Genomic DNA, 25,414 nt, shown 5'->3' on the forward strand with positions numbered 1-25,414 from the left:
TCGGATCGCGCCACCACCATGGTTTTTGCTTCTCTCGAGTTTCTGACGCTGTTCCTGCCGCTGTTCCTGTGTGCCTATGCAGTGTGCCCAACCGCCTGGCGCAACGTCACGCTACTGATCGGCAGCTGGCTGTTCTATGGCTGGTTGAGCCCACAGTTCCTCGCGGTGCATGTGGCGCTGACGATCACGGCGTGGGTCGGCGGCTTGCTGATTGACGCCTTACGGGAAGAAAGCAAGGGCCGCGTACGGCTACTCGCAACGCTGATCGTGCTCAACACGGCGGTGCTGTGCTGGTACAAGTACGCCAACATCGTCGCCGGCACCTTGATCGATGCCGCCACCTGGTACGGCGCCATGCCCCTGGACTGGCAGCGGGTCATCATGCCGGCCGGGCTGTCGTTTATCGTATTGCAGGCGATTTCCTATCTGGTGGATGTGCATCGCCGCACCGTGCCGGTCGAACGCAGCTTCATTAACTACGCCACCTATATTTCGATGTTCGGCCATTCGGTCGCCGGCCCCATCATTCGCTATGACTGGGTTCGGCGCGAGCTGAATCAACGTTGTTTCAACCTGCAGAATTTCTCGCTGGGTGCGCGCAGGTTCATGGTCGGGATGAGCATGAAGGTGCTGGTGGCCGACACCCTGTCGCCCGTGGTCGATGTGGCGTTCAATGTGCAGAACCCAAGTTTCTCTGACGCCTGGATAGGCTGCCTTGCCTATTCCTTGCAACTGTTCTTCGACTTCGCCGGCTACAGTGCCATGGCCATTGGGCTGGGACTGATGCTGGGGTTTCACTTTCCCGAGAACTTCGACCGTCCGTATCTGGCCAACAGCATCCAGGACTTCTGGCGCCGCTGGCACCTGTCGCTGTCCAGCTGGTTACGTGACTATCTGTACATTCCGCTGGGTGGCAATCGCAACGGCACCTGGAAAACCTACCGCAACCTGTTCCTGATCATGGCCATCGCCGGCCTCTGGCACGGTGGCGACAGCTGGAACTACCTGTTGTGGGGCTGCGCCCATGGCCTCGCGTTATGCGTTGATCGTGCCTGGAGCCGTTCCACCCTGCCCTCTGTACCGCCGGTGCTGTCCCATGGCTTGACTCTACTGTTTGTGTGCCTGGCCTGGACACTGTTCCGCGCCCCCGACTTTCATAGCGCGTTGAGTCTGTATGCCGGACAGTTCGGCCTGCAGGGCATCGCCCTCGGTGATGAACTGTCCGTGACCCTGCGCCCGGTACACGGCCTTGCAGGCTTGCTGGGTGTGTTCGGTGTCATCGCACCACTGCTGCGCCCTTACTGTGAGAAACGACTGGGCGGCATTGCGTTTTACGCCGCAGCCCTTTGGCCCATCGCCGGTTTCATGCTGTCGTTCGCACTGATCGCCAGTCGCGAAACCGTACCCTTCCTGTACTTCCAATTCTGATGACGACCCCAAAGCACACCCCGCCACCCACACAGCCAGATGAGCTGGCGACACGCAGCAGTCGGCTGGCAGGCGTGGCGTTGCTGATATTCCTGTTCGTCGGGCTGCTGTCCTCTGGCCGTCTGATCGTCTCAGGGCAGATCTCGCTGTTGCCCGATAAAGTGCTGACACCGCAGCTTTTTGACGGCGATATCACTCATCAGATCGCCAGGGAACTGTCGAACGCTCAACTCCCCACGACCTTCGCCGAGCTGGAGCGCGGTGTCAGCTGGCTTCTGCTCAGTGACACCGGGCCAAGGGTTCGCTCGGGTTGTCCTGACTGGTTGTTTTTGGCCGATGAGCTCAAGGTCAATCATCAAGCACAGCGCAATGCCGATGCCAAAGTCCAGGCAGTGATTGATCTGAAGCAGCAGCTCTCCCAACGTGGCATCAGCCTGCTGGTGGTCATCGTTCCAGACAAGAGCCGCATCGCTTCCGGGCAGCGTTGCGCACTGCACCGCCCAGCCACTCACGAAAGGCGCATCCAGGCCTGGACCTCGAAGCTGGATGTGGCTGGCGTGGCGAATCTGGACCTCACCGGTGCGCTGACGCCACTGGGGGCCAGTGCCTGGTTGCGCACCGATACGCACTGGAGCGAGCCCGGCGCGAAGGCGGCGGCCGAGGCTATCGCGCAGCGACTGAAGACCCTGGGCATCAGCGCAACGCCACGCAGGTCGTTCAACGAAAGTCATGCCCCGCTCGCGGTGCGATCTGGCGATCTGGTCCATCTGGCGGGCATCGACTGGCTGCCGCTCAAATGGCAACCCGCACCCGAAATGGTCGCCCAGACCAGCACCCACGAACTTCCCGTTGCGTCAGCCGCCAGCCCTGACACGGAGGCAGACCTCTTTGGCGATGCCGACCTCCCCAACACCGCGCTCATCGGCACTTCATTCTCACGCAACTCCAACTTCGCAGGGTTTGTGCAGCAGGCGCTGGGCGCCCCCGTAGGTAACTTCGCCAAAGACGGTGGAGCGTTCTCTGGCGCTGCCAACAGCTACCTCAACAACCCGGCCTTCAAAGAAACGCCGCCAAAGCAAATCATCTGGGAGATCCCGGAGCGGGACCTGCAGTCGGCTTACATCGAACCCATTGCCTATCGCTTGTTGCGGTAGGCCTGCCTTCTCTTAAACTCCACCAGGAACGCGCCTAAACTGAGATGCACAGCGATTGAGAGGACATGGAGCTCCACGCATGCGGACTAGCGCCCTTGTGATACTCCTTATCAGCTATGCCGTGCTGATGGTGATTTTTTTCAAGCTAAATGCTCGAAACAATCTACGCCGCAGAGAGGGTCTTTACCAAGCCTTTGAAACGACTATGCGACAGCATGGGATCAAATCTTTCGAGATCCTCAAGGAAAGTATTTATATCGGTAACAACTTTCGGCCATCAGAACTGTGCCGGGTATTGCTGGACGATTCAGGGCACTACTTTCTTTACTTGCACGCCAGCAACACGCAACCAACTTTAACGCCGCTGACCGAGGAGCGAGCGTTACAAGCTGCACAGGGTGACATAGGAATTCAGGCATAGATCATCGCAACCGCTACCACCAGTCCCCTCCGGGGAGAGTGCGTGTAACGCAACTAGCGAGGTGAACCAATAAAACGTAGCTCACCTTCAAAGCGTGCCCTACGCCCTTCATCAGATTTCCACGACCCACTTACTAGCCTGCCGGTGAACTGCGAATAGTCACCGGCACCACTGCGACTCACAGGGTACTCCGTCGTTGTCGCCATCCATTTTCATTCCTGGGCAATTACGCAGAAAATTTTTTGCCTCTGCGCACGACGTCATCTGCGAGCAATACTTGCGTCCGTCGCATTTGACTGGAGCCGAAACAGGCTTCGGCGCAGTCAAGACCACGGAGATTCTTTGAGGACTCGATAGCCGAGCCTCAGCCCAGGACTGTAATTCAGGGGAAAGCTTCCAAGCCAACAGACCAACAACAAGCACAACCAAAATCAGTTTCATCTTGATCCATCCATGATGAGAGACCGTTTGTGTTCTCACGTTGCCTGCTTTACAGCGTAATCCACTAATCCACATACAGCCTGCCGGTGGGAAGCGGCAAATTACTACGCGAGATGGAAGGAAGAGCAGATGCCAAATACTGACCTGCTCCCTTCCCTGCTGTTCAGGATCAGCGAAAACCAACTCGCCCTGAAGGCCATCGATAAAAATGGAGAATTCATCAAGATGACGCTCGCGGTGATGATGACGTCGGTGTGACTCAGGCCAGTCACGCTCGACAGCACATTCGGAGCAAGGAAATACCTCCCCTTTTCCTCGGCATGCTCACGCCATCACCCGGCGTGAGCATGCGCTGATTACTCAGATAAAGGCGAAGTCCGCCTCGGTGATGGCTGCCTGTGGGACGCCGGTCAAGGTGATGCTTCCCACACCCGGCTGGCCAGTGACGGTTATGACGGCCTCGCCTAATTGTTCTCCAACAGTGAGATTCGCGAAGGTCAATCCGCTGGCGCTAAGGTTGATCAGGTCAGTGCCGTCCTCGAAGTCGGCGATAGTGTCCGTTCCCCAGAGGGAGGGAAAGTTCACTGCGAAACGTCCGCAGGGATTCATCGATGAGATCGTGGCAGCGCGGGTGGCGGCATGATCCTCTTACCAATAGCAGCCCCGCTCTACATGCTCTGGCTCATCTACAAGGGGCCGCGACGGTAAAGTCAGGGTCGCTTATTTCCCTTTGCCCAACCTGCAATCATCAGTACCAACCCAGGAATCCAAAGACCGGGCGCGGTGATAGCAACGCCGCAGATCGCCAGTGGCAGCCCAGTTAAGAACAACGGATTTCGAAACGCCTTTTCCATAGCATCAACTCCTTTAAGAACGTATCTCATTAAACCACAAACCCTGCCGGTGAACGGCGGGTGAAGAATCCCTATGTCCAATCGAAGCGCGGCCCAAGTCGCGCCCGTCCCTCCCCGTTTTATCCGAGCCATGGATGCACCTGGCTACTTGGGAATGTGCCGGGATGTATTCAAAAAAACTGTCCGGCCGAACGTTCGCGAATTTCCCATAGGAAAACAGAACGTTGGCTTCGACCGGATTGAGCTCGACCCGTGGGCGGACGTCTATATCGAAGCCATGGCAATTGAAAAGACCGCAAATCAGGACAGCAATCGCCCTCGCAGCGAGCGCCAGCCCGAACGCCGTAAACAGAAACAAGCGCAGCACAAAGATCACTGGACGAAGGTTGAAGAGAGGTATTTGACGCAAGCATTCAAAGAAGCCCGGGAGGCGTCGAACTGCTACGCAGGATGGAAAGAAGAAGAGATGCCGGGCTTTCACGAAGTGCGCGCGCTGTCGCTGCACCTGTACAAAAAAGCCGGAAAGGATGGACAGAAAATCGCTGGTCATGCGAGCGAAGGCATGACCAAAAACTACCAGCGGGACCACGAGGACATCGTCTGGTCCGAGGCAATTCCGGACCTGAATATCAGTGAAATCACCGGGTAGTTTTGCGCCAGTTTTGTGCAGGTTTTGCGCAGGCACAAAAAAGCCGATCTAGCTGATCGGCTTAAGTGTCTGATTTTACTCAGGAATAATGGTCGGGACGGAGTGATTCGAACACTCGACCCCTAGCACCCCATACACTTAAGGTCTGGAATTCCATGGACGAACGTACACTCTCATGGAACGCTTTAACCTAGAATTTACGGGGATTCAGGCTATATTAACCTCTATAGCGATCCACTAACATCCATCGACAGCCAAGTGATTCGGTGGGGCAAAAGTGGGGCAAAATTTCAAGACACTGGAATCAGACATGAGGTCGACAGTGGCAAAACTAACGGCGAAACAACTGGAGGCGCTCACTTCCGCGGATGACGGGAGGACGCTACGCGAAGACGGTGGCCTGACTGCCAAGGTTCGCGCCGGTGTACGCGGCATTACTCTCCTATTTCGCTACGAGTTCAAACTGCACGGAACCAAACGTGATCATCGTTTGGGCAGTTGGCCGAAGAAATCGCTGGCGCAAATTCGTGCCGAGCGTGACGAAATGAGAGTGAGCATCACTAAAGGCATAGACCCCATCACCGCCCGCAAAGCCGCCAGAATCGAAGCCCAGGCTGCCATTTTCGCCACCATTGCCGAGGCCGAACGTCAGGCGGGAGAGAACAAGACAGTCACTGATCTCTTCGAGGAGTGGATTCGCGACGGCGTATCCCGCCAGGACGGAAACGCTGAACTGCGCCGCAGCTTCACCAAAGACGTGTTACCAGTCATTGGCGATAAGCCGCTGCGCAACCTCACCGAGAAAGATCTGCTCACTGTCCTACGCTCGGTCAAAGCCCGCGGCCTGAACCGCGCCGTTGTGATTCGCAGTAAGGACATCGGCCAGATGCTGCGCTGGGCTGAGAAACGCAAACCGTGGCGCACCCTAATGGTCGATGGAAATCCGGCCTACTTGATAGACGCCAACAAACTGCTCGATCACGACTACCAAGAACAACGCGACCGCGTACTTTCTCCTGATGAAATTCGCGAGTTGCGCGACATCTTCGCGCGTCTGGCACACGACTATGACGCCCTACCCGCCGGCCAGAAATACTCTGGTATCCGCCCAGTAAACCCACGCGTGCAATGCGCAGTCTGGATCTGTCTGGGTACCCTCTGCCGCATCGGAGAACTGCTCAAGTCTGAATGGAGATACGTGGATCTGGAAAAAGGAACCTGGCTCATTCCAGCCGAATCCACCAAAGGACATATGGGCAGACGTCAGGATCACCACGTGTTTATGTCCTCTTTCGTGCTGACACAATTCAAGCTATTGCAAAGGGAAAGCGGACATACGCCGTACTGCTTCCCCAGCAAAGTCGAGAAAAGCCATGTCGATACGAAGACAGTTAGCAAGTTAATCGGTGACCGGCAGTGCCGATTCAAAAAACGCAGTAAACCACTCATTGGCCGCCACCACGATGACTCATTGGTGCTCAACAAGGGAAGCAAAGGTGAATGGACCCCTCACGATTTGCGCCGAACAGGCGCAACTATGATGCAAGAGCTCGGTGTAACAATAGAGATAATTGATCGCTGCCAAAATCATGTACTTGGTGGATCAAAGGTTCGTCGACATTATCTTCATCATGATTATGCCAAGGAAAAAACCGAGGCTTGGAGATTGCTAGGGGTACGTCTTGAAAGAATTTTCGCAACTACTTCTAGCGATCAATTGCCTCTGTTTCCCAATTAATTAGCATTCAGTGGAGCTCCGAAAAACAATATCTTGAACAGATACATTTCTGGCGTCTACTTGGTGAGTCATCCACCAGGCGCCATCCATCGATGACATCGCCTCCGCCATCTTTATACGACAAAGCCTTGATTATTCAGGGCTTTGTCGTTGCTGTGTTTTGAAAAAATTCCCAGCCCACACTTCAGCACACACCCTGGAGGAAGCATTGCTTTTCGACCAGTTGCTAGTTTCCGAATGAGCTCTTGCCTGCAACGACGACCCTAACGAATCGGCTTTTCCGAACCCTATGCTCGGGCATTGACCCGCAACGAGGTCAACCGCGGCGCTCACCGGCAAGCCATCAGTTTCTTCGCCGACCTCACCCAGATGTTCAGCTGGGCCAGAAAGCGCCAGCCCTGGCGGGCCTTATTGGCCGAGGGCGATCCGACTGAGCTGGTCGACATCCCCCCCTGATTCCGGCCGACTACGAGGCCGAAAGAAGCCGGATCCTTTCGCCCGCCGAGCTGTTGGAACTGCACAATCGCTTCCAGCAAATGACCGCCGATTGCAGCGGCCTCCCCGCGGGTCAAAAGTACGAATGCAATCGACCGTTAAAGAAGGAAACTCAACTCTCGCTTTGGATCAGCCTGGGCACCTTGTGCCGGAGTGGCGAGTTGCTGTGGGCCGAATGAAAAAATGTCGATCTGGACCCGCTGACCTCAAGAATAGCCCAATTGGTGAAAACTAAAGTAATTACCGGGTACGGTGTACGCCTAGGCCAGCAGCTAATAGATGGTGGTATCCAGGCTTATGTAGGTATAACCGTACAATCGCGCGCAGGTGGAAATGAACATCTTCGCCAACAGGAATAAGCAGATCGTGCCGGATACTCTTTGAATCATCAGATGAACATGGTCACCCCCCCACTCATCGTACATCTGGTATAAATCGCGCCACTAAATGTAAGTATGGATCGCTATTATCGACAGCACTCTGCACAGGGTGACCTCACTGCGTAGGCAGGCCTCCCCTGATACTGCAAACTGTAATAACCCGTTACCAGCCCAGTTGCTTGTTAAAACCGAGGGCGTCGTAGTAGTCATGCTGCGTGAGAATTTTGCCGTTCTTGAGATGTATGAAACTAACACCCTTGAAGCTGAGGGGGCGCTGAGTAGCTGGGGTCTCGGCACTCCAGGGACCGGTATTGGTGCCATTGAACTCCCATTCAAAGGCAATGCTCTCGCCATTGACAATCGGCTCGCCGAACATTTTCCATTGCAGATCCGGCACCGCCTGCATGAACACCTGAATTACTTGGGACTTAGCGTTTTCGCGGCCAACTTGAGGTGTGCCCACCGAGGCGTCGAGAAACTCAACGTTATCAGAAAAATACTCGGCCGCCGCATCCGCATTGTGGGCATTCCAAGCCTTCATATAGTCATGGATCACGCCGAGGGTATCGTTTTGGCCTGCCGCAAAACTTGCATGACTGGCCAGAACCAGAAACAGCCCGAACAGTAGTGAGTGGATTCGAGACGTCATAGCCTTCAACCTTATTGTTAGAAGATCGGTTTGCCTGCCGCGCTTAGCGACAGGCATTGATGTCAATTAACGGTTTTTCCAGGCATCCGAAGCTGGGGCCTTGCCCTTTTCATAGGGACGAAACAGGGTCATGTATAGGACACCGACAAGGATGACGATGGCACCGACAAGTGCGATGCCGTAGTTCACATACCAAGGCGCATCCGGGGTACGCGGCCAGGACATATTGATGATTGCGAACATGCCGTAGCAAAGGGCAGCGATGTTCACTATCCAACCCCAACGCCCCATGGTGAACTGGCCCTTGGGTTTCCACCCACGGATACGGGCGTACAGCGCCCCGCCAACAATCATCTGGAACGCCAGGTAGATACCGATGGCGGCAAAGCTTACCACCAGCGCAATAGCGTTCTGAAGGTAGAAGCCTACGCACACAATGATCGCGGGCAGCACGCCACACACCACCAGGGCTGCAGTCGGGACGTGTGTCGTAGGCGAGAGTTTTTTCAGCACATTACTGCCCATGAGCATTTCGTCTCGAGCATAGGCATAAAGCAAACGACTGGCGGATGCCTGCAAACTCAGCACGCAGGAAACGAACGAAACCGTAATGACCGCCATGACTACCCGAGAGCCCACAGGACCGAACGCGCTGCCGAATATGGTCGACATCGGGTCTTTGTCTTGCCCGGAAATGACCGCAGCCATATCTGGAACTGCAAGGATCAACGCCAGGGCCGCAAAGATCGAGGCGGCGCCGCCGATCCAGATAGTCATCCGCATCGCCTTTGGAACTTGGCGGCTCGGATTTGGGGTTTCCTCGGCAACATCGCCGCAAGCTTCAAAGCCGTAGTAGAGAAACATCCCCGCCAATGAGGCCGTGAGAAACGCAGGCCAATAGGCCCCATCAATGGAAATATCAAAAGTATTGAACAATACGCTCAAAGGCTGGTGGCGCTCGAAGATCAGCAGGTATCCACCGATCAACAAAGCCCCGACTAGTTCGCAGAGAAAACCGAACATCGCCACCCGCGCCAATAGCTTGGTACCACTGAGATTCAAGACCGTCGCCGTCGCCGTCAAAAATAGCGCGACCAATGTGTTAGTTACCGGCGACGACTCGAAACCTAGAAGGTTTGCGATGTAGGGGCCAGCCCCCAGCGCGACGGCGGCAATGGTGACACACAGAGAGATGGCATAAATCCACCCAACCATCCATGCCCACTTCTTGCCAACCAGACGACGGGCCCAAGGATAGACGCCGCCGGAAATCGGGTATTGAGATACCACTTCGCAAAAAATCAGACACACCAGCATCTGGCCGAACCCCACCAGCAGGTAGGACCAGAACATTGGTGGCCCGCCGGCGGCCAAGCACAGGCCGAACAAGGTGTAGACCCCTACTACCGGGGACAGATAGGTGAATCCAAGGGCAAAGTTCTGCCACAGACTCATACTACGTTCGAAATTTGAGGTGTACCCAAGGGCACGGAGTTGCTCCGCGTCTTGATCTACAGCTACCTTGGCGCTAATTGAGCTGTTCATTGCAACATCCTTCAAAAAGGAATTTGTTTTAATAGGCGTTGATTGGACGGTGCCATCCCATCCGTTGCGCGATTAACCAGAGTTGACTCAGAGTTGTATCCAGGTGGCCTTGATCTCCGTGTACTTATCAAAGGCATGCAGGGATTTGTCACGGCCATTGCCGGACTGTTTAAAGCCGCCGAACGGCGCCATCATGTCACCGCCGTCATAGAGGTTGACCCAAACACTGCCGGCACGAAGTGCGCGGGCCATGTTGTGGGCTCGAGACAGGTCAGACGTCCAGACAGCTGCGGCCAGACCGTAAGGGGTGTCATTGGCGATGCGTACCGCATCCTCGGCTTCGTCGAATTCGATGACTGACAGTACGGGACCGAATATCTCTTCCTGAGCGATTCTCATCGAATTGCTGACGTTGTCGAACAGGGTTGGCTCTACGTAACTGCCACCGGTTTCTACCCGTGCCACGCGTCCCCCGAGTAAGAGCCGCGCGCCTTGCGCTTGACCCTCTTCGATGTACTGCATCACCCCATCCAGATGACGGCCATCCACCAGTGCGCCGACGTTGGTGTCAGGGTCGAGAGGATGCCCCGGCTTCCAGCCCTTCATGGCCTCGACAACCATCGGTACAAAACGCTCTTTGATCGATGCCTGCACCAGCAAACGTGAACCGGCAGTGCAAACCTCACCTTGGTTGAAGGCGATGGCTGCCGCTGCTGCTTCGGCCGCCACCTGCAGATCGGGGGCATCCGCAAATACGATGTTGGGACTTTTGCCGCCGGCCTCGAGCCAGACTCGCTTCATGTTCGACTCACCCGCATAAACCAGTAATTGCTTGGCCACTTGGGTCGACCCGGTAAACGCCAAGGTATCAACTTCACCGTGCAGGGCCAACGCCTTGCCCACGGTGTGGCCATAGCCCGGCAGAACATTGAGCACACCCGCTGGAAGACCCGCCTCCAGAGCTAGCTGTGCGATGCGGATAGCCGTCAGCGGAGAACGCTCCGAGGGTTTGAGGATCACGGAGTTACCGGCAGCCAGCGCCGGCCCCAACTTCCAAGACGCCATCATCAGTGGAAAATTCCACGGCACGATAGTCGCAACCACCCCAACCGGCTCCCGGGTAACCAGCCCGAGCTGATCAACCGAGGTCGCTGCCACCTCATCGTAGATTTTGTCGATTGCCTCACCGCACCAGCGGATACTGTCAATGCTCCCCGGGAGGTCGACCGACAGCGAATCGGAAATCGGCTTGCCCATGTCCAATGTTTCCAGCAGAGCCAGCTCTTCGGCATGGGCCTGCAACAATTCGGAAAAACGCACCATCACTGCCTTGCGCATTGCAGGTGCTTGGCGTGACCAGACACCGGACTCGAACGCCGACCGGGCACTGGCGACCGCCAAATTCGCATCCGCCGCATCACAACTCGCGACCAAGGCAAGCACACGCCCATCGATAGGACTTATGCACTCGAAGGTTGCACCTGAACTGGCCGACACATATTTGCCATTGATGAAGGCTCGCCCTTCAATGCTCAGCGCCTTGGCTCTGGCTTCCCACTCTGATCGGGTCAACTGACTCATGGTTAAAACTGCTCCTGGGTTCGGATGGATGCGATCTCAAATCGCCTTAAACATATGGAACCATATCTTTTAACCCATGAGAACCCCAAAAAAGCGAACATCAGGTGATTTTTTTGACTTTTCATGCGCAAAAATTCTAGAATCTCCCCACGAATACGTACAAAAATAATATTAAATATGAAATAGAATTTTAAAAGAAACACACATCCGGACGCGCTTGACGCTATATCGGACTATTGCCACAGGCGTAAAACGGCGCCGCCCATGAATGAATCAACCATGAGCCCTACTTCAAGCCTCATACGCCTTAACCAGGAAGGTAAAACGGAGTCTGTTACCCGTCGCCTGATAGAAATGATCGATCTGGGGTTGTTCACAGAAGGCGAACAGCTCCCCAATGAAAGTGCCCTGGCCACACAGCTCGGCGTCGCCACGGTTACGCTGCGGGACGCGCTGGCAGGCTTGCGAGAGCGCGGGGTTATCGAAACCCGGCGTGGACGCAGCGGAGGGAGCTTCATCTGCGCCGCGCCGCAAACCTCAGATCAGTCACTGTTCGATCAACTACGTGAATTCAGCACGCTTGAACTCCGTGACCTCGCCGATGAGCACGCTGCCATTTCAGGCGCCGCCGCCCGACTGGCGGCTCAGCGCACTGGACCTGAGCAACATGCAAGACTGAGCAGCCTTGTCGACGCCCTGGCCAACGCTCAAGAGCGGCGAGAGCGACGCCGAGCAGACGCCAGATTCCATATCGAAATAGCCGTGGCAGCGCAGTCTGTGCGCCTGACTCACAGCGAAGCGCGTCTGCAGGCGGAGCTTGGGGAACTGCTATGGCTGCCGTTTGCCGGCCAACCAGACCCTCAGGCCATCGAGCGGGAGCATAGAGCTATCCTGGAAGCCATCGTAGCGAACGATGCCAATCTGGCCGGCGCACTGGCAGAAGCACATGTAACACGAGGCGTTCGCCGCCTAAGCACCTTACGACTACAACAAATGGCAGAAGGCGACTAATGAATGGAACGAAACTTGCTGAATTATTCGCTCGCTATGCAGCTCGGTGTCGCATACCCCGTCGACTGCAGGCACCGAATTGTCTTCTCTGAGTCATGAGGTAGAGCCATGGCTAACGAAATGTCAGCAAACGAGCTGTCCCAATGTGCCACGTTAATCAATGCTTCCGTAAGTAACGTATTCAAGGGGCTCAACGATATGAGCGCCGCGGTATTGAGCATTTGGGAGCATACGTGTAGCAAAAAGGAGCGCCCCTGCCAAGGCGACCTGAAGCCATTGCTGCCGATTATTCGACAAATCCTGAACTCGGAAAACCTCAAGTTTCATGGTGCCGGCGTGGTATTCGCTCCTGGTGAGCTGGAAGGCCGCGAAATGCATCTGGAATGGTGGTGCCGAACCCAAAAAGAAGAAATTAAGCCTCTGACGCTGAACTTTAATAGCCGTAGCGAACGTTTTTACGATTACCTGCATATGCCTTGGTACACCCTCCCCCAGCAAACCCGGCAGCCCTCCATAGACGGCCCGTTTGTGGATTTGTACGGCACGGAGCAGTACATCATTGCGTTCTCGGTTCCTATTTTTTTCGCAGATCGCTTCATTGGTGTAGCTGCTGCCGATATTTCTCTGCACTCCTTGGAGCCCTTGCTCGTGCGCAGCCTTATGCGAGTCAGTAATGAGGCGTTGTTACTCAACGCCGAAGGTAGGGTGCTGGCGGCTAACACACCGAGTTGGCTGGCCGGTGATTTGATCCGAGGCACCCTGAGCCTGGACAAAGAACAGGGTCGCGTCCTGAGCCTTATCGACACATCGTCATATTGGAGAGTCGTAGAGCGGCCTGTCCCAAGGTTTTGATCAAGACTCCATCTTGGTTTGAGAAACCAAATCTAAACCCAGGCGCATCAGGAAAAGTCCTATCGAATGAAAGCTCCTGCCATGGATGGCTGGAGGTCGCCATGCACTCCGCTACCGAAAGTGGCCCCCATTCTAGCCGCCTATTCCATCAGGCAATTGCACAAAAATCATCTCAACCGAGTTGACGAAGCTGTGCACTCTCACCGCGACACTGGAAGATCACAACCTTTAGAAGGAGCCGCAGTGGGTCGCACAGCCACTGGGTTCTTCACGAAGTCCGTGAACGACTGAAACAAGTACTTTGACGCCTCATTCCACACGTTTCCTGCCTGTCGAGCCCGACTAAAACCCGCGTTGCGGTCAGATCACTTTTCGAAATTTGGAGCTAAAGGGGACGCACTCAAATCGAGGCGGCTGTAGTGGAAATGAATACAGCTTTTGACCTGGAGGTTAGCCAGCACCCGGAACAACAGGCCGACCTAGAGACATTGTGAGCCGGATTCGTTGGTCAACTCAAACCGATTAATTAAAAAGATATAAATCATGGTTATCAAACAGAGGGTGTACGGCCACCGGGACAGCGAGCTCTTTTTCATGAAGATCAAGCGCGTCTTTCCCGGTAATCCGTGAAGAATCATTTTTACTCACGAAACTAAAATGGTGGCGCGACCAGTACTCGGGCCGCGCCGATGATCGATACACCTTCATGACAGCGAGACGCGCTATCAGGAGTTGTGTGTGTAGCCCTCCCACTGATGCCACATGCTTTGGTTGACACCCAGACCAAACCAACGGTCAGTGTCGTCGAGTGCACGGCTGAATGTATCAACCACAAACTGTATTTCTTCTGTCGTGGATATCAGTGGTGGACAGAATGCGATCGAGTCTCCCATCGCCCTTGTGATCATGCCGTACTCCTGCGCACGTCCCGCCAGGTAGCGCCCCAGCTTCCCAACCGTATCCAGCGGCTCCTTTGTCCGACGATCCGCAACGAGCTCCACAGCGGCGATCAGTCCACAGCCCCTGACCTCCCCTACCAACGGATGATCAGCAAATTGAGCCAGTCCGGCCTGAAGTTGTTCGCCCAACTCGCAGGCGCGCTCGATAAGCCGATCTTCCTGGATGATTTTTATGTTTTCCAGCGCAACTGCAGTCGCAACCGGGTGGCCGCTGCCGGTGAAGCCATGGCCCAGAGTACCGAAGGTGTGGCTCTGATCGGCGATCCCCTCGAAGACCTTATCGTTGATCAGGACTGCCGCGATCGGTTGATACGAAGAAGATAGTTGCTTGGAAACCACCATGACATCCGGCTTGATGCCGAAGGTTTCGCAGCCAAACATTTTACCGGTACGACCAAAGCCGCAAATCACTTCATCCGCAACGACCAGCACGTCATATTTGCGGCACACCGCTTGAACCTTGTCCCAATACGTGCGCGGAGGCACGATCACGCCGCCCGCCCCCATCAGCGGTTCGCCGTAAAAAGCGGCTACGGTTTCCGGGCCCTCCCGGAGAATGACATCTTCGAGTTCGGTTGCCAGGCGATCAGCAAATTGTTCCTCGGTCTCGCCAGGTTTGGCATTGCGATAGTGGTGCGGACAGGCAACGTGAAAGAAGCCCGGCAGCGGCACGTCAAAACCACGTTGGTTCACCTGCAGCCCGGTTAAACTGGCGCTGACAGCAGTAATGCCGTGATACGCATTATGACGGCTGATGAACTTCTTTTTGCCAGGCTTGCCGATGGCATTGTTGCGATACCAGATCATCTTGACGACGGTGTCGTTGGCTTCAGAGCCTGAGTTAGTGAAGAAGACTTTGCTCATCGGCACCGGGGCGAGTTCGATCAGCTTCTCGGCCAATTCGATACTGGGTGTGTGAGCCTTGTGGCTGAAGAGGTGATAAAAGGGCAGTTTGCGTAGCTGTTGCTCTGCCGCCTTGATCAGACGCTCATTACTGAAACCCAGCGCCACACTCCAAAGACCCGACATCGCTTCAAGATAACGCTTGCCCTGATTGTCATAGACGTAAACGCCTTCGCCACGCTCGATAATCAGCGGGCCTACTTCCTGGTGCAGTCGCGCATCCGTGTAGGGGTGCAGTTGATGCTGAACATCCTTTTCGGCGAGCGAAAGATTCGAGCAATTCATGTTAAGGAACTCCGGGGAATGACAGCCATATGGCATTGTTACAGGCTTTGGTGGGTGTTCATTTCCACCCCACTTGACGCTTGATGAATGTCCGCCGTAATTACACGCCGATACAGAGGTATTTGATTTCCAAGTAGTCCTCAATGCCGTACTTGGAGCCTTCACGGCCCAGACCCGAAGCCTTGATGCCACCGAACGGCGCGACTTCGTTGGAGATGATCCCGGTGTTGACGCCGACAATGCCGTATTCCAGTGCTTCGCCCACACGGAACACCCGGCTCAAGTCGCGAGCATAGAAGTAGGACGCCAGACCGAATTCGGTATCGTTGGCCATGGCGATCACATCGGCTTCATCCTTGAAGCGGAACAGCGGTGCCAGCGGACCGAAAGTTTCTTCCTTGGCAACGGCGGCGTTGCGCGGAACATCAACCAGCACGGTCGGCTCGAAGAAGGTCCCGCCCAGGGCATGCGGCTTGCCGCCGGCAACCACGCGAGCGCCTTTGCTCACAGCGTCTTCAATTTGCTCCTGAACCTTGGCCATGGCTTTGGCATCGATCAGGGGGCCAGTGGTGATGCCGCTTTCCAGGCCATTACCGATGTTCAGCTTGGCCACCGCCGCGGTGAGCTTTTCGACGAAGGCGTCGTAGATGCCGTCCTGGATATACAGACGGTTGGCGCAGACGCAGGTCTGGCCGTTGTTGCGGTACTTCGAGATCAACGCCCCCTCGATAGCGGCGTCCAGGTCGGCGTCATCGAAGACGATGAAGGGTGCATTGCCGCCCAGTTCCAGCGACACCTTCTTGATGTCCTTGGCGCACTCGATCATCAGCTGGCGACCGATTTCGGTGGAGCCGGTGAAGGTCAGCTTGCGCACGAGCGGGTTACCGGTCAGCTCGCTGCCGACTTCACCGGCACTGCCGGTGACCACGCTGAACACGCCTTTCGGAATGCCGGCGCGCTCGGCCAGCTCGGCCAAGGCCAGGGCCGAGTAAGGCGTTTGCGAGGCCGGCTTGAGGACCATGGTGCAGCCGGCGGCCAGGGCCGGACCGGCCTTGCGGGTGATCATCGCCGAAGGGAAGTTCCACGGAGTGATGGCGGCGGTGACACCGATCGGCTGCTTGAGCACCATCAGGCGCTTGTCGACCTGGTGACCGGGGATCATGTCGCCATACACGCGCTTGGCCTCTTCGCCGAACCACTCCAGAAAGGAAGCGGCATAAGCGATTTCGCCACGGGACTCGGTTAGTGGCTTGCCTTGCTCCAGGGTCATCAGGCGGGCCAGGTCTTCCTGGTTGGCCATCATCAGGTCGAACCACTTGCGAAGCTTGTTGGCGCGCTCCTTGGCGGTCAGGGCGCGCCAGGCCGTTAGCGCCTTGTCAGCGGCTTCAATGGCACGACGGGTTTCGGTCGCCCCCATCTTCGGCACGCTGCCAATGATTTCACCGGTGGCCGGGTTGTTGACCATGAGGGTCTGGCCATTGTCAGCATCTGCCCAGGCACCGTCGATATAGGCTTGCTGGCGAAACAGTTTCTGATCGTTGAGTTGCACGCGAAATTCCTCATTAGCGGGTTGCGCCGGAAGCCGCCATCGGGGCGGTCCGAGTGGAGTTGGCGGGTTTGACAAAACTGACACCGGCACTTGCTAGTTGCTCACGGACCTTGTCGACGATGTATGCGCCGATCGGGATGGCGGAGGTCGCTGCAGGCGACGGGGCGTTGCAGACGCTGACGCTACGGGCAGTGTTGACGAACAGGAAATCGTCGATCAACTTGCCGTCAAGCGAGACCGCCTGTGCGCGCACACCGGCCGGGTAGGCGGTGAGGTCGCTCTTGTTGATGCTCGGGCAGTACTTCTGCACTTCCTTCAGGTAGCCGCCCTTGAACAGTGAGTTTTTCATCTCGATCAGACCGGGACGCAGGTTCTTCATCAGCACCTTCAGAATGCCCGGGGTGGTCAGGGTTTCGAACATGTCCGACAGCGAAAAATCGGTCTTGCGATAGCCTTCGCGCTTCATCGCCAGCACTGCGTTGGGGCCGACAGTGACGGTGCCGTCGATCATGCGGGTCAGGTGCACGCCGAGAAATGGCATGGACGGATCCGGGATCGGATAGATCAGGTGGTTGACGATCTGATTATGCTGTTTGGGCAGCAGGTAATACTCGCCGCGGAACGGGCAGATGATGAAGTTGGGCTTGATCCCGAGCATGCGCACCACGCGGTCAGCCATCAGGCCCGAGCAGGTGATCAGGAAGCGCCCGTGGTGCTCCAGCGTGTCGGTGCGAACCACGACTTCATCGGGACGCTCGTCGATGGCGACGACTTCGCTGTTGTAGCGGATCTCACCACCGGCGGCTTCGAATTCTCGGCCCATGGCCGCGGTGACTTCGGCGTAGTTCACAATGCCGCTCGACGGCACAAAGATACCGCCCAGGCCGACGATGTTCGGCTCGCGCTCGCACAGCTCGGCGGCCGACAGCCATCCACGCCTCAGCCCATTGGCTTCGGTGCGGTCCCACAACGCGCTCATGCGCTGCATTTCCAGCTCATTGGTGGCCACCAGCAGCTTGCCGCACTCGTCGTAACGGATGCCGTGTTTGTCGCAGAAGGCCTTGGTGGCCTTGTTGCCCTCCAGGCAGAAGCGCGCCTTCAGGCTGCCCGGGGTGTAGTAGACGCCGGCATGGATTACGCCACTGTTGTGGCCGGTCTGGTGCTTGGCCGGGCCGGACTCTTTCTCCAGCAGGAGGATTTTTGCGTCCGGGTAAACCTGGGCCAGTTGCATGGCCGTGGACATACCCACAATGCCGCCACCGATGATGATGAAGTCGTACGCAGCCATTAGCTTGCACCCACCTGTATTACGTTTTTGTTAGAAGCGCGATAAGGGCCACATGAGGTGGCCCTCGTCACTTCAGCGTTTGCCAAACCTTACTGGCCGCGCTGGTACATGGTTTTTTGGTAGCTGATGTAGCCGCGCTGACGCATCAGCTCACGACGCAGGCCCGGGTGGGCGGTGAAGCGGTCACGGCCGTGCAGCCAGAACATGTTGTTGACGAGCACGAAGCTTCCGACCGGCACCGGTACCGAAACCTTCTCCTGACTGCCTTCCAGGGATTCGCTCATGGCGGTCAGCCAAATGCCTTCCTCGAAGTCCTTGGGCTGCACGAACTGGTCGATGTAGCGCATTGTCGGGCGGCCTTCGGCGTCGTTGTCGAACACCGCATGGAACACGTCTTCACGCACGTTCTTGCTCGGTGGCGCGGTGAAGCGCATTTCACGGCGGGCCAGCGGATGCGTGTAGTAGTGGTTCAGGTCTCCCCAATCGTCCAGGTGCAGCAGCAGGGTGTTGCCACCCTCCATGTTCTGCTCATCGATCTTCATCATCAGCACATAGTCAGTGCGCTCCTGAACAAATGTGCCGTCGTTGTGCAGTTCCATGACCCGGTGTGGCTGGCGCAGGTAGCTGTCGGAGTTGTCGGTGTTGACCACTGCAAAGCGCGCGTAGAACTGGCCGCTCATGGCATCGAAGTTGGAGCGACCGATCAAGTGCGCGACGGCCGAGGAAAACTTGACCATGTCATCGGCCTGGGACACTTCGTTCAACCCCTCCGGCGTGATCAGCATGCCGCCGGTGGCGCGGTCGAGAATGGTGTTGATCAACACCGGGCGCAGGGTGCCCTCGCACAGCTCGTCAAGTATCTGGCCAACCCGGAAGCGCAGGAACGATTTGTACTCCAGAGCCTGGACCGGCCATTGCGTCACCGCCTTTATGAACGCGTCGACGGTTTGCTTGGCAAATTTCAGCTCAAGCAGGCGCGGTGACTGGCTGGAAGGGGTGAGAGTGAAACCCTTGCACTCCGATGGCAGTGGCATCACAAGATCCTGAATTTGCGTAAAGGCGTTCATGGCAGTTCCTGGGCAGAAGGTAGGGATTGGCCCCTCCAGCATTGATGCGGATCAGGCTCAGAGCAAAAATATCGCCATAAATTTAAAATGTCTACATTTTTATTTATGGTCGACAAAGCACCGTTTCGTCTTATGTTTTTCGTATGACAGATGTTTAGGTATGATTGGACCTTGTCGTTTTCAGGAGCAGTACCTTTGGATAGCCTCACCCCCAAGCAGAACTCTGCATTCAGCGGGTATGAGCGACTCAAACAGGACATCATTCGCGGGGTCTTCAAGCCCGGAGAGAAGCTCCTCATGAGCGGGCTCAAGGAGCGTTATGACTTGGGGGTTGGCCCGCTGCGAGAGGCGCTTTCGCAATTGGTGGCCGAACATCTGGTGGTGGTGATCAGCCAGAAGGGCTACCGGGTCGCGCCCATGTCGTTGAAAGAAATGCAGGACATCTACGATGCCCGCGCCAACCTCGAGGCGATGATCGTAGGCTTGGCCATTGAGCGCGGTGACGACGCTTGGGAGGCGCAGATCCTTGCCCAGTCCCATACCCTCTCGAAAGTTATGAATGTCAAAACCCGAGAGCAGGTCTTGGATGTCTGGGACGAACGGCACAAGGCCTTCCACACGGCTATTGCCACCGGTTGTGGTTCAAAACACCTGTTACAGGCACGTGGCTATCTATTTGATCAGGCCGAACGCTACCGCCACCTTTGGCTGACCCAGACGGTTTTCTCCGAAGAAGCCCTGGCGTTGAAGCGCAAGGAACATGCTGCGCTGGTTGAAGCTATTCTGGCGCGCGATGCGCCACGGGCCAGCACCATGATGCGCACTCACCTGATGACGCCGGTACCGATCATCGCCGAGATTATGTTGGTGCAAGGAATGGGCAGTGCCGCGTGAGTTTGGGGTTGAACGGGGCGGCTAAAGCGAGCATATCCGCCCACTCTAGTGTCCTGAGCAGTTAATTCATTGATCTACCGGTAACGATATACTGTGCGTTTAAGTACATAAGGCGAAGCCGAGCGTTATTAACATTGAATTAATTGATTAACAGCTCAGCTCACTAACTAAGCTGTGCGCTTATAAGCATATTCGCTGATCTGTATCAGGCACTTGGCAAAAAACAATGGAGGCAGACACTCACAAAGAAGCCATAGAGTTCGCCCAGCTACAGATTGATTATCTCTATCACTGAGCCAGCAAATGTACTAGATTAAGACAGAAATCGGCGACTTTCACTTATGCTGAGGCAGGAGTAACCCTGCCCCAGCATAAACGACTATTTGATCACTACCGGATTGACCGGTGATCCGGCAGCGCGATGTACTTTTAGCGGGGCTGCCACATAAAGGAAAGTATACTGCCTGTCTTTAGCGCAACTTTCGGCTAGTTTTTCCAGGTCGCAGATCTCCGTAAAGGCGATACCAAGATTACGCATCAAAGCGCAGTGTAGTGGCAGAGCCACACCTGATACTGGGTCTGTCGTGACCTCATTGGCGATGGTATCGGTGACAAGGTTTGGAATTTCCTTGTCATGGAACCATCGAACAAGCTCCTCCGAATATGTAAGGCCTGGCTCGCAGAATCCGTCGTAAAACGCCTCGCCCTGCTCATAGAAAGCTTGAAGGAAGTTAGTCCTGATAATCAGGATATCGTGGGGCTCGATCGTATGGCCCTGAGCCTCTGCGCACGCCATAAGATCCATGTGAGTGAATGTCTCACCTTTATCCAGCATACGCTTGCCACGATGCCGTGCCATATCCAGTAATACGCCGCGCCCGACCACTCCTCGCTCGCCGATAGGTGCGACACTGGCCTTGTCGAGGCCACCCACAGTTGTTCGCGCGTCGTAGCCGTTCCATATTTTCCCGCCGTACCAGAGGTGGCCAAGCGCATCATATTGCGTGGAGCCTTGCAGGAACGCGTCGATCTTGTCATCAGCGTAGTGCAACCCGCCGGGATAACATGGGCCATGATCATTGTCCCAGCTTGACTCATCGAGAACCATAGTACGTTCCGCCGGGGTACGGCCTGGCCAAACCGGATCGCCTGCGGGATCACCGATCATACGCTGTAAAGTAAATATGCTTCCCGTCTTAATATGCGCAACCCCGCGCATGACTTCTTGCGCGGTCAGGTAATTCAGAGAGCCAACTTCATCTTCCGCGCCCCACTTGCCCCAGTTAGAAGGAGCGTCCTTCAAAAAATCATCCATCTTAGGAACTGCAGCAGTCATGATGTTTTCCTTTTCAGTCACGGTGGTTATTGAAGCGCACGACTAATGCGCCTTGCGTCCTTACCGCTCAGGACATACAAAACATTGAAATGAAAGTGCTCGCTTAATGACAAACGAGCGGCGGCTACAAAAGTCTGTAGCCGCTGGCGTAGAGTGCGATCTGTTTAGCGGTATTAAAGCGCCGAGAAGGGGTAGTTGATAATCAGACGGTTCTCGTCGAACTCCAGGCTGCTGTAATCGCGACGCAGGGTGCTGTTGCGCCATTTCAGCGACAGGTTTTTCAGGCTGCCACTCTGGATCACATAGGCCAACTCACTCTCCCGGCCCCACTCCTTGCCGTCACTCACCGTCGCGGTGTGTACGTCTTCACCGCTGATGTAGCGGTTCATCAGGGTCAACCCGGGAATGCCCACACCAACGAAGTTGAAGTCGTGACGCAACTGCCAGGACCGCTCCTTGGCATTGTCATAACTGGAGTTGTAGCTGTCGTTGGCCAGGGTGCCGCCGCTGGTGCCATTGACCCGCATCCAGGCGTTGTCGCCGCTGACTTTCTGCAAGCCCAGGTAAAAGGTGCTGCTGCCATACTTGGCCGAGAACATGGCGGAGGCGGTTTTGTTGTCCAGCTCCCCTGCCCGCTCGCTGCCGCTCTCCTTGCCGATGAAGTAGCCCAGATTGGCGCCCAATACCCAGCTACCCACTGTTTGGCTGTGCACCAGGTTGATGAACTGCTGGTTGTAGATGTCCTTGAGCTCGGCATTCCACAGGCCAATCATGGTTTGCTTGCTGTTGAAGCTGTACTCGCCCCCGGCAAAGTTGAAGCGATCGGAGGTAACCCCGCCCCTCCCGGTCATCGACATATCGTCCATGCTCGCGTCGTTGCGTGGACTGTTGCCGCGGAACTGCCCACCGTACAGGGTCAAACCGTCGATATCCTGGGAAGTCACCTGGCCCCCGCGGAAGGTTTGCGGCAGGGCGCGGCCGTCATCGGAACGCAGGATCGGCAGTACCGGCATCCATTCGCCGACCTTCAGCTCAGTTTTTGCCAGCCGAGCCTTCAACGCCACGCCCAGTCGCCCGAAATCATCGGCTGGACGGCCATTGTCATGCACTGGCAGCAACTGGGTGTTGGCGGTACCGCGACCACCATCGAGTTTGAGCGCGTACAGCCCCAGCACGTCCACACCAAAACCCACGGTGCCCTGGGTGAAGCCGGACTTGGCGTCGAGGATAAAACTCTGAGTCCACTCCTCGGCCTTGCTCTGCGGGTAAGTCGGGTTGGTAAAGTTGCGGTTGATGTAGAAGTTGCGCGAGGTAAGGTTCGCCTTGGCGTTTTCGAGAAAGCCCTCGGCAACGGCCGGAAAGGCAGACGCGGCCAGCGCCAGCCCTAAGACATAGGTACCGACGACAGGTGCCAACATGCGGCTGTTTTTATTGCAGCAGTTCATTATTTTTATACTCATGGTTAAAAAAGCACACAAAACCCTCCCCTCCGCGTTGGCAGACGAGGTGAATAAAGGGAGGGACAAATGGATACACACTGTCGAATCAGAGCGCGTATCCCTTCGGCGCACCGCACGCTAATGGGCGATGCGCGTCAGTCGGTTAGAAGATGCTGCGGTAGAGGGCTTCTACGTCCTGCTCGGTCATGTCCCTGGGATTGCTGTCGATCAGGCGACGCAGGTTCACCACCACCGAGTTGGCCATTTCGGTGAGGGCGGGTTCGTCCACTCCCAGTTTCGACAGCCGGGTTTCCAGGCCACTGTCGGCCACCAGCACTTCAATTGCCTGAACAAAGGCTTCGGCGGCCTCGGCTTCGTGCTCGAAATCGCGGCCCGGCAACAGGTACGTCGCGAGCTCCGCATATTGGCTTTGCGCCGCGCTCAGGTTGAAACGCAGTACCGGCGCCATCACCAGGGCATTGGCGTGGCCGTGGGGAATGTGAAAGCGTGCCCCTAGCGCATAGGCCAACCCATGAATCGCCGCCACCGAGGCGTTGACGAAGGCCATGCCCGCCATCAGCGAGCCTTGCAGCATCGCCGTACGCGCCACCACGTCCTGACCGTTGGCCAATACTTTGCGCAGGTTGGCGCTCAGCAATCCCAAGGCGGCGGTGGCCAAGCCATCGGCAATCGGGTTTTTACGTGTGCGACTGGTGTAGGCCTCGATTGCATGCACCATGGCGTCCAAACCGGTGGCGGCGGTGACTCTGGGCGGCAGTCCGAGTGTTAGTTGCGGGTCGAGCACCGCCACGTCCGGCATCAGTTGCGACGAATACACCGCTTGCTTGCGCTGTTGCTCGTCAGTGATGACGGAGACCCAAGTCACTTCAGAGCCGGTGCCTGCCGTGGTCGGCACCAACACCAGCGGTACCCGCTGTCCCTGGGCTTTGTCGATTCCATACAACTCCTCCAAGGGCTGTTCGCTGTTGATCAGTAACGCCACCAGTTTGGCGGCGTCCAAGGAACTGCCGCCGCCGAGCCCCAGCACGCCATCGGCCTTGAATTGTCGGGCCTGCTCGGCGGCCTCTTTGACCACGGCGGACGAAGGGTCGGGAACCACTTGGTCGAACACTGTGACTGCGCAGCCAGCCACCTCAAGCGAATCCTGGGCCTTAACTACAAAACCCAGGCTGACAATGCCAGGATCGCACACCAGCATCACCCGTTGCGCACCGAGATCCTTGAGCACCTTGCCCACGCTGTGCAACGCGCCCTCTTCGCCGACTATGCGCGGCACGCTTCTGAATTCATAACTCATCGGTCAGTCCTTTTTGTTTACAGCACCGAGGCATAGATGGCGCGGGTATCTTGGTGGGTTACCGGGCGCGGATTATTGATAAGCAGGCGTTCGACCTTCATCGCGTCATCGGTCAGGCGATCCAGGTCGTCGACAGTCACGCCCACGTCCCGTAGCCGCTGGGCAAACGGCATGCGCTCCACCAACCGGGTCATGAACTCAATAAAGGCATCGCAGGCCAACGCCTCGCTGGCAAAGCGCTGCCCTGGCAGCACCGCCGCCGCCAGTTGCGCGTACAGCGCCTCGGCTGCAGGACGATTGAAGTTCAGCACCGGCACTAGCACCAAGGCGTTGCTCAAGCCGTGGGGCACATGGAAGTGGCCGCCCAACGGGTACGCCAGGGCATGCACCGCCGCCACCGGCGAGTTGGCAAAGGCCATGCCCGCTAGCATCGAGCCGAGAAGCATGTCGGAGCGGGCCGGTAAATCCCCCGGCGTCGCCAGGACCCGATCCAGATTGCCCGCCAGCAGGCGCAACGCCTGCATTACCAGGCCATCGGACAGCACATTCTTCTTGTGCACGCTGGTGTAGGCCTCGATGGCATGGACCATGGCATCGATACCGGTCATGGCGCTGACGGCTGCCGGCAAGCCGACGGTCAGTCGGGCATCCAGCAGCGCGATATCCGGATACAGCAATGGGCTGACAACGCCCTTTTTCTCATGGCTGGGGGTAGTGACAATCGCCACCGCCGTTACTTCCGAGCCCGTGCCCGCCGTGGTCGGCACTTGGATCAATGGCAAACGCGGGCCTTGGGCCAGGTTGATACCGTAGATCGACTCCAGCGCCTGTTCGCGGCCACAGAGCAAGGCTACCAACTTCGCGGTATCCAGGGAGCTGCCACCGCCCAGGCCGATCACTGCTTGGGCACGGCAGTTACGGGCGGCATCCACCGCGTGCTGTACCGATTCCGACGGCGGATCGGCCTGCACATCGCTGTACAGTGTCGCGTCGACCCCGGCTTCGTGCAGGGCTCGCAAGGGTGCATCCAGCAAACCGGCGCGCAACAACCCCGGATCGCTGACCAGCAATACCCGCTCGGCCTTTAGCTCGTGGCATAGGGTGCCCAGGCGCAACGCGCCATCGATCTCACAGATCACACGTGGCGTGGTTTCAAAGTTAAATGTCGACATACAGCT

The 25,414-nt window shown here is 56.6% G+C and carries 22 protein-coding genes and 4 pseudogenes; 12 read left to right on the forward strand and 14 right to left on the reverse strand.

Translation table 11 applies throughout. The features are described from left to right. Positions 1-18: 18 nt before the first annotated feature. The 3 genes from AC1RS8_RS23435 (at position 19) to AC1RS8_RS23445 (ending at position 3,003) form a co-directional block, all read left to right on the forward strand. Complete coding sequence (locus AC1RS8_RS23435; protein WP_090454657.1) at positions 19-1,428, forward strand: MBOAT family O-acyltransferase; 1,410 nt, start codon at positions 19-21, stop codon at positions 1,426-1,428. Beyond that, on the forward strand, positions 1,428-2,582 hold the full coding sequence (locus AC1RS8_RS23440; RefSeq protein ID WP_489340325.1) for an alginate O-acetyltransferase AlgX-related protein: 1,155 nt from the start codon (positions 1,428-1,430) through the stop codon (positions 2,580-2,582). Before AC1RS8_RS23435 ends, AC1RS8_RS23440 begins: the two co-directional genes overlap by 1 nt. 79 nt (positions 2,583-2,661) lie before the next feature. Beyond that, positions 2,662-3,003, forward strand: a complete 342-nt coding sequence (locus AC1RS8_RS23445; RefSeq protein WP_489340324.1) for a hypothetical protein — start codon at positions 2,662-2,664, stop codon at positions 3,001-3,003. 159 nt (positions 3,004-3,162) lie between these two features. Here AC1RS8_RS23445 and AC1RS8_RS23450 read toward each other — a convergent pair whose 3' ends face one another. Next, complete coding sequence (locus AC1RS8_RS23450) at positions 3,163-3,444, reverse strand: excalibur calcium-binding domain-containing protein (protein ID WP_340317129.1); 282 nt, start codon at positions 3,442-3,444, stop codon at positions 3,163-3,165. Positions 3,445-3,573: 129 nt separating this feature from the next. Here AC1RS8_RS23450 and AC1RS8_RS23455 point away from each other — a divergent pair, with 129 nt between their 5' ends. Further along, positions 3,574-3,702, forward strand: coding sequence for a hypothetical protein (locus tag AC1RS8_RS23455; protein ID WP_256353585.1), 129 nt, complete (start codon positions 3,574-3,576; stop codon positions 3,700-3,702). Between the two features lie 102 nt (positions 3,703-3,804). Here AC1RS8_RS23455 and AC1RS8_RS23460 read toward each other — a convergent pair whose 3' ends face one another. Together AC1RS8_RS23460 and AC1RS8_RS23465 are read right to left on the reverse strand one after the other, a co-directional pair. Continuing rightward, a complete protein-coding gene (locus tag AC1RS8_RS23460) occupies positions 3,805-4,029 on the reverse strand; it encodes a hypothetical protein (protein ID WP_489340323.1) in 225 nt (74 codons plus the stop codon). Positions 4,030-4,154: 125 nt separating this feature from the next. Continuing rightward, positions 4,155-4,298: a hypothetical protein gene (locus AC1RS8_RS23465; RefSeq protein ID WP_340317133.1), complete on the reverse strand. Its 144-nt coding sequence runs from the start codon at positions 4,296-4,298 to the stop codon at positions 4,155-4,157. Between the two features lie 73 nt (positions 4,299-4,371). Between AC1RS8_RS23465 and AC1RS8_RS23470 the strand changes: the two are divergent. The 5 genes and pseudogenes from AC1RS8_RS23470 to AC1RS8_RS23490 form a co-directional block, all read left to right on the forward strand. Next, positions 4,372-4,629, forward strand: a pseudogene (locus AC1RS8_RS23470) (hypothetical protein); the annotation flags it as partial. Then, positions 4,627-4,947, forward strand: a pseudogene (locus AC1RS8_RS23475) (site-specific integrase); the annotation flags it as partial. The pseudogenes AC1RS8_RS23470 and AC1RS8_RS23475, both read left to right, overlap by 3 nt. Positions 4,948-5,269: 322 nt before the next feature. Next, on the forward strand, positions 5,270-6,685 hold the full coding sequence (locus AC1RS8_RS23480; protein ID WP_223510975.1) for a tyrosine-type recombinase/integrase: 1,416 nt from the start codon (positions 5,270-5,272) through the stop codon (positions 6,683-6,685). A 279-nt stretch (positions 6,686-6,964) separates the two neighbouring features. Beyond that, positions 6,965-7,356: pseudogene (locus tag AC1RS8_RS23485) on the forward strand (site-specific integrase); the annotation flags it as partial. Between the two features lie 24 nt (positions 7,357-7,380). Further along, positions 7,381-7,509 (forward strand): annotated as a pseudogene (locus AC1RS8_RS23490) (AsnC family transcriptional regulator); the annotation flags it as partial. 214 nt (positions 7,510-7,723) lie between these two features. Here AC1RS8_RS23490 and AC1RS8_RS23495 read toward each other — a convergent pair. The 3 genes from AC1RS8_RS23495 to AC1RS8_RS23505 all read right to left on the reverse strand — a co-directional run bounded on the left by AC1RS8_RS23495 (position 7,724) and on the right by AC1RS8_RS23505 (position 11,335). Beyond that, positions 7,724-8,209 carry an ester cyclase gene (locus AC1RS8_RS23495; protein ID WP_223502634.1) on the reverse strand — a complete coding sequence of 162 codons (486 nt, stop codon included), beginning with the start codon at positions 8,207-8,209 and terminating at the stop codon, positions 7,724-7,726. Between the two features lie 66 nt (positions 8,210-8,275). Beyond that, positions 8,276-9,754, reverse strand: coding sequence for an APC family permease (locus tag AC1RS8_RS23500; protein ID WP_150727167.1), 1,479 nt, complete (start codon positions 9,752-9,754; stop codon positions 8,276-8,278). Positions 9,755-9,841: 87 nt separating this feature from the next. After that, positions 9,842-11,335 carry an aldehyde dehydrogenase gene (locus tag AC1RS8_RS23505; RefSeq protein WP_223502633.1) on the reverse strand — a complete coding sequence of 498 codons (1,494 nt, stop codon included), beginning with the start codon at positions 11,333-11,335 and terminating at the stop codon, positions 9,842-9,844. A 279-nt stretch (positions 11,336-11,614) separates the two neighbouring features. On the opposite strand from AC1RS8_RS23505, the gene AC1RS8_RS23510 reads away from it, so the two are divergent. Next, positions 11,615-12,346: a FadR/GntR family transcriptional regulator gene (locus tag AC1RS8_RS23510; protein ID WP_056723343.1), complete on the forward strand. Its 732-nt coding sequence runs from the start codon at positions 11,615-11,617 to the stop codon at positions 12,344-12,346. Positions 12,347-12,454: 108 nt separating this feature from the next. After that, on the forward strand, positions 12,455-13,198 hold the full coding sequence (locus AC1RS8_RS23515) for a PDC sensor domain-containing protein (protein ID WP_056723344.1): 744 nt from the start codon (positions 12,455-12,457) through the stop codon (positions 13,196-13,198). Positions 13,199-13,923: 725 nt separating this feature from the next. Here the strand turns inward: AC1RS8_RS23515 and AC1RS8_RS23520 are convergent. The 4 genes from AC1RS8_RS23520 to glaH all read right to left on the reverse strand — a co-directional run bounded on the left by AC1RS8_RS23520 (position 13,924) and on the right by glaH (position 19,249). Further along, on the reverse strand, positions 13,924-15,345 hold the full coding sequence (locus AC1RS8_RS23520; RefSeq protein WP_223510977.1) for an aspartate aminotransferase family protein: 1,422 nt from the start codon (positions 15,343-15,345) through the stop codon (positions 13,924-13,926). Positions 15,346-15,445: 100 nt separating this feature from the next. Further along, entirely contained in the window at positions 15,446-16,894 is a 1,449-nt protein-coding gene (gabD, locus tag AC1RS8_RS23525; protein ID WP_458372938.1) for an NADP-dependent succinate-semialdehyde dehydrogenase, read from the reverse strand. Between the two features lie 13 nt (positions 16,895-16,907). Further along, entirely contained in the window at positions 16,908-18,182 is a 1,275-nt protein-coding gene (gene lhgO / locus AC1RS8_RS23530) for an L-2-hydroxyglutarate oxidase (protein WP_493163716.1), read from the reverse strand. 89 nt (positions 18,183-18,271) lie between these two features. Then, on the reverse strand, positions 18,272-19,249 hold the full coding sequence (glaH, locus tag AC1RS8_RS23535; RefSeq protein ID WP_056723351.1) for a glutarate dioxygenase GlaH: 978 nt from the start codon (positions 19,247-19,249) through the stop codon (positions 18,272-18,274). A 195-nt stretch (positions 19,250-19,444) separates the two neighbouring features. Between glaH and csiR the strand changes: the two genes are divergently transcribed. After that, on the forward strand, positions 19,445-20,143 hold the full coding sequence (gene csiR / locus AC1RS8_RS23540; RefSeq protein ID WP_458372940.1) for a DNA-binding transcriptional regulator CsiR: 699 nt from the start codon (positions 19,445-19,447) through the stop codon (positions 20,141-20,143). A 379-nt stretch (positions 20,144-20,522) separates the two neighbouring features. On the opposite strand, the gene AC1RS8_RS23545 is transcribed toward csiR, so the two are convergent. The 4 genes from AC1RS8_RS23545 to AC1RS8_RS23560 form a co-directional block, all read right to left on the reverse strand. Further along, positions 20,523-21,479 (reverse strand): cyclase family protein, encoded by a 957-nt coding sequence (locus tag AC1RS8_RS23545; RefSeq protein ID WP_458372941.1) that lies wholly within the window; start codon positions 21,477-21,479, stop codon positions 20,523-20,525. Between the two features lie 173 nt (positions 21,480-21,652). Beyond that, complete coding sequence (locus AC1RS8_RS23550) at positions 21,653-22,897, reverse strand: OprD family porin (protein ID WP_458374825.1); 1,245 nt, start codon at positions 22,895-22,897, stop codon at positions 21,653-21,655. Positions 22,898-23,081: 184 nt separating this feature from the next. Continuing rightward, positions 23,082-24,236: an iron-containing alcohol dehydrogenase gene (locus AC1RS8_RS23555; RefSeq protein ID WP_458372942.1), complete on the reverse strand. Its 1,155-nt coding sequence runs from the start codon at positions 24,234-24,236 to the stop codon at positions 23,082-23,084. 17 nt (positions 24,237-24,253) lie between these two features. After that, positions 24,254-25,408 carry an iron-containing alcohol dehydrogenase gene (locus tag AC1RS8_RS23560; RefSeq protein ID WP_458372943.1) on the reverse strand — a complete coding sequence of 385 codons (1,155 nt, stop codon included), beginning with the start codon at positions 25,406-25,408 and terminating at the stop codon, positions 24,254-24,256. Between the last annotated feature and the right edge of the window lie 6 nt (positions 25,409-25,414).

It is taken from the genome of Pseudomonas sp. GW821-FHT12A04 (assembly GCF_058807755.1).

Coding starts and splice junctions, on each gene's coding strand:
- AC1RS8_RS23435 (WP_090454657.1), top strand. CDS start 19: ATGGTTTTTGCTTCTCTCGAGTTTCTGACGCTGTTCCTGCCGCTGTTC.
- AC1RS8_RS23440 (WP_489340325.1), top strand. CDS start 1,428: ATGACGACCCCAAAGCACACCCCGCCACCCACACAGCCAGATGAGCTG.
- AC1RS8_RS23445 (WP_489340324.1), top strand. CDS start 2,662: ATGCGGACTAGCGCCCTTGTGATACTCCTTATCAGCTATGCCGTGCTG.
- AC1RS8_RS23450 (WP_340317129.1), bottom strand. CDS start 3,444: ATGAAACTGATTTTGGTTGTGCTTGTTGTTGGTCTGTTGGCTTGGAAG.
- AC1RS8_RS23455 (WP_256353585.1), top strand. CDS start 3,574: ATGCCAAATACTGACCTGCTCCCTTCCCTGCTGTTCAGGATCAGCGAA.
- AC1RS8_RS23465 (WP_340317133.1), bottom strand. CDS start 4,298: ATGGAAAAGGCGTTTCGAAATCCGTTGTTCTTAACTGGGCTGCCACTG.
- AC1RS8_RS23495 (WP_223502634.1), bottom strand. CDS start 8,209: ATGACGTCTCGAATCCACTCACTACTGTTCGGGCTGTTTCTGGTTCTG.
- AC1RS8_RS23500 (WP_150727167.1), bottom strand. CDS start 9,754: ATGAACAGCTCAATTAGCGCCAAGGTAGCTGTAGATCAAGACGCGGAG.
- AC1RS8_RS23505 (WP_223502633.1), bottom strand. CDS start 11,335: ATGAGTCAGTTGACCCGATCAGAGTGGGAAGCCAGAGCCAAGGCGCTG.
- AC1RS8_RS23510 (WP_056723343.1), top strand. CDS start 11,615: ATGAGCCCTACTTCAAGCCTCATACGCCTTAACCAGGAAGGTAAAACG.
- AC1RS8_RS23515 (WP_056723344.1), top strand. CDS start 12,455: ATGGCTAACGAAATGTCAGCAAACGAGCTGTCCCAATGTGCCACGTTA.
- AC1RS8_RS23520 (WP_223510977.1), bottom strand. CDS start 15,345: ATGAATTGCTCGAATCTTTCGCTCGCCGAAAAGGATGTTCAGCATCAA.
- lhgO (WP_493163716.1), bottom strand. CDS start 18,182: ATGGCTGCGTACGACTTCATCATCATCGGTGGCGGCATTGTGGGTATG.
- glaH (WP_056723351.1), bottom strand. CDS start 19,249: ATGAACGCCTTTACGCAAATTCAGGATCTTGTGATGCCACTGCCATCG.
- AC1RS8_RS23545 (WP_458372941.1), bottom strand. CDS start 21,479: ATGACTGCTGCAGTTCCTAAGATGGATGATTTTTTGAAGGACGCTCCT.
- AC1RS8_RS23550 (WP_458374825.1), bottom strand. CDS start 22,897: ATGTTGGCACCTGTCGTCGGTACCTATGTCTTAGGGCTGGCGCTGGCC.
- AC1RS8_RS23555 (WP_458372942.1), bottom strand. CDS start 24,236: ATGAGTTATGAATTCAGAAGCGTGCCGCGCATAGTCGGCGAAGAGGGC.
- AC1RS8_RS23560 (WP_458372943.1), bottom strand. CDS start 25,408: ATGTCGACATTTAACTTTGAAACCACGCCACGTGTGATCTGTGAGATC.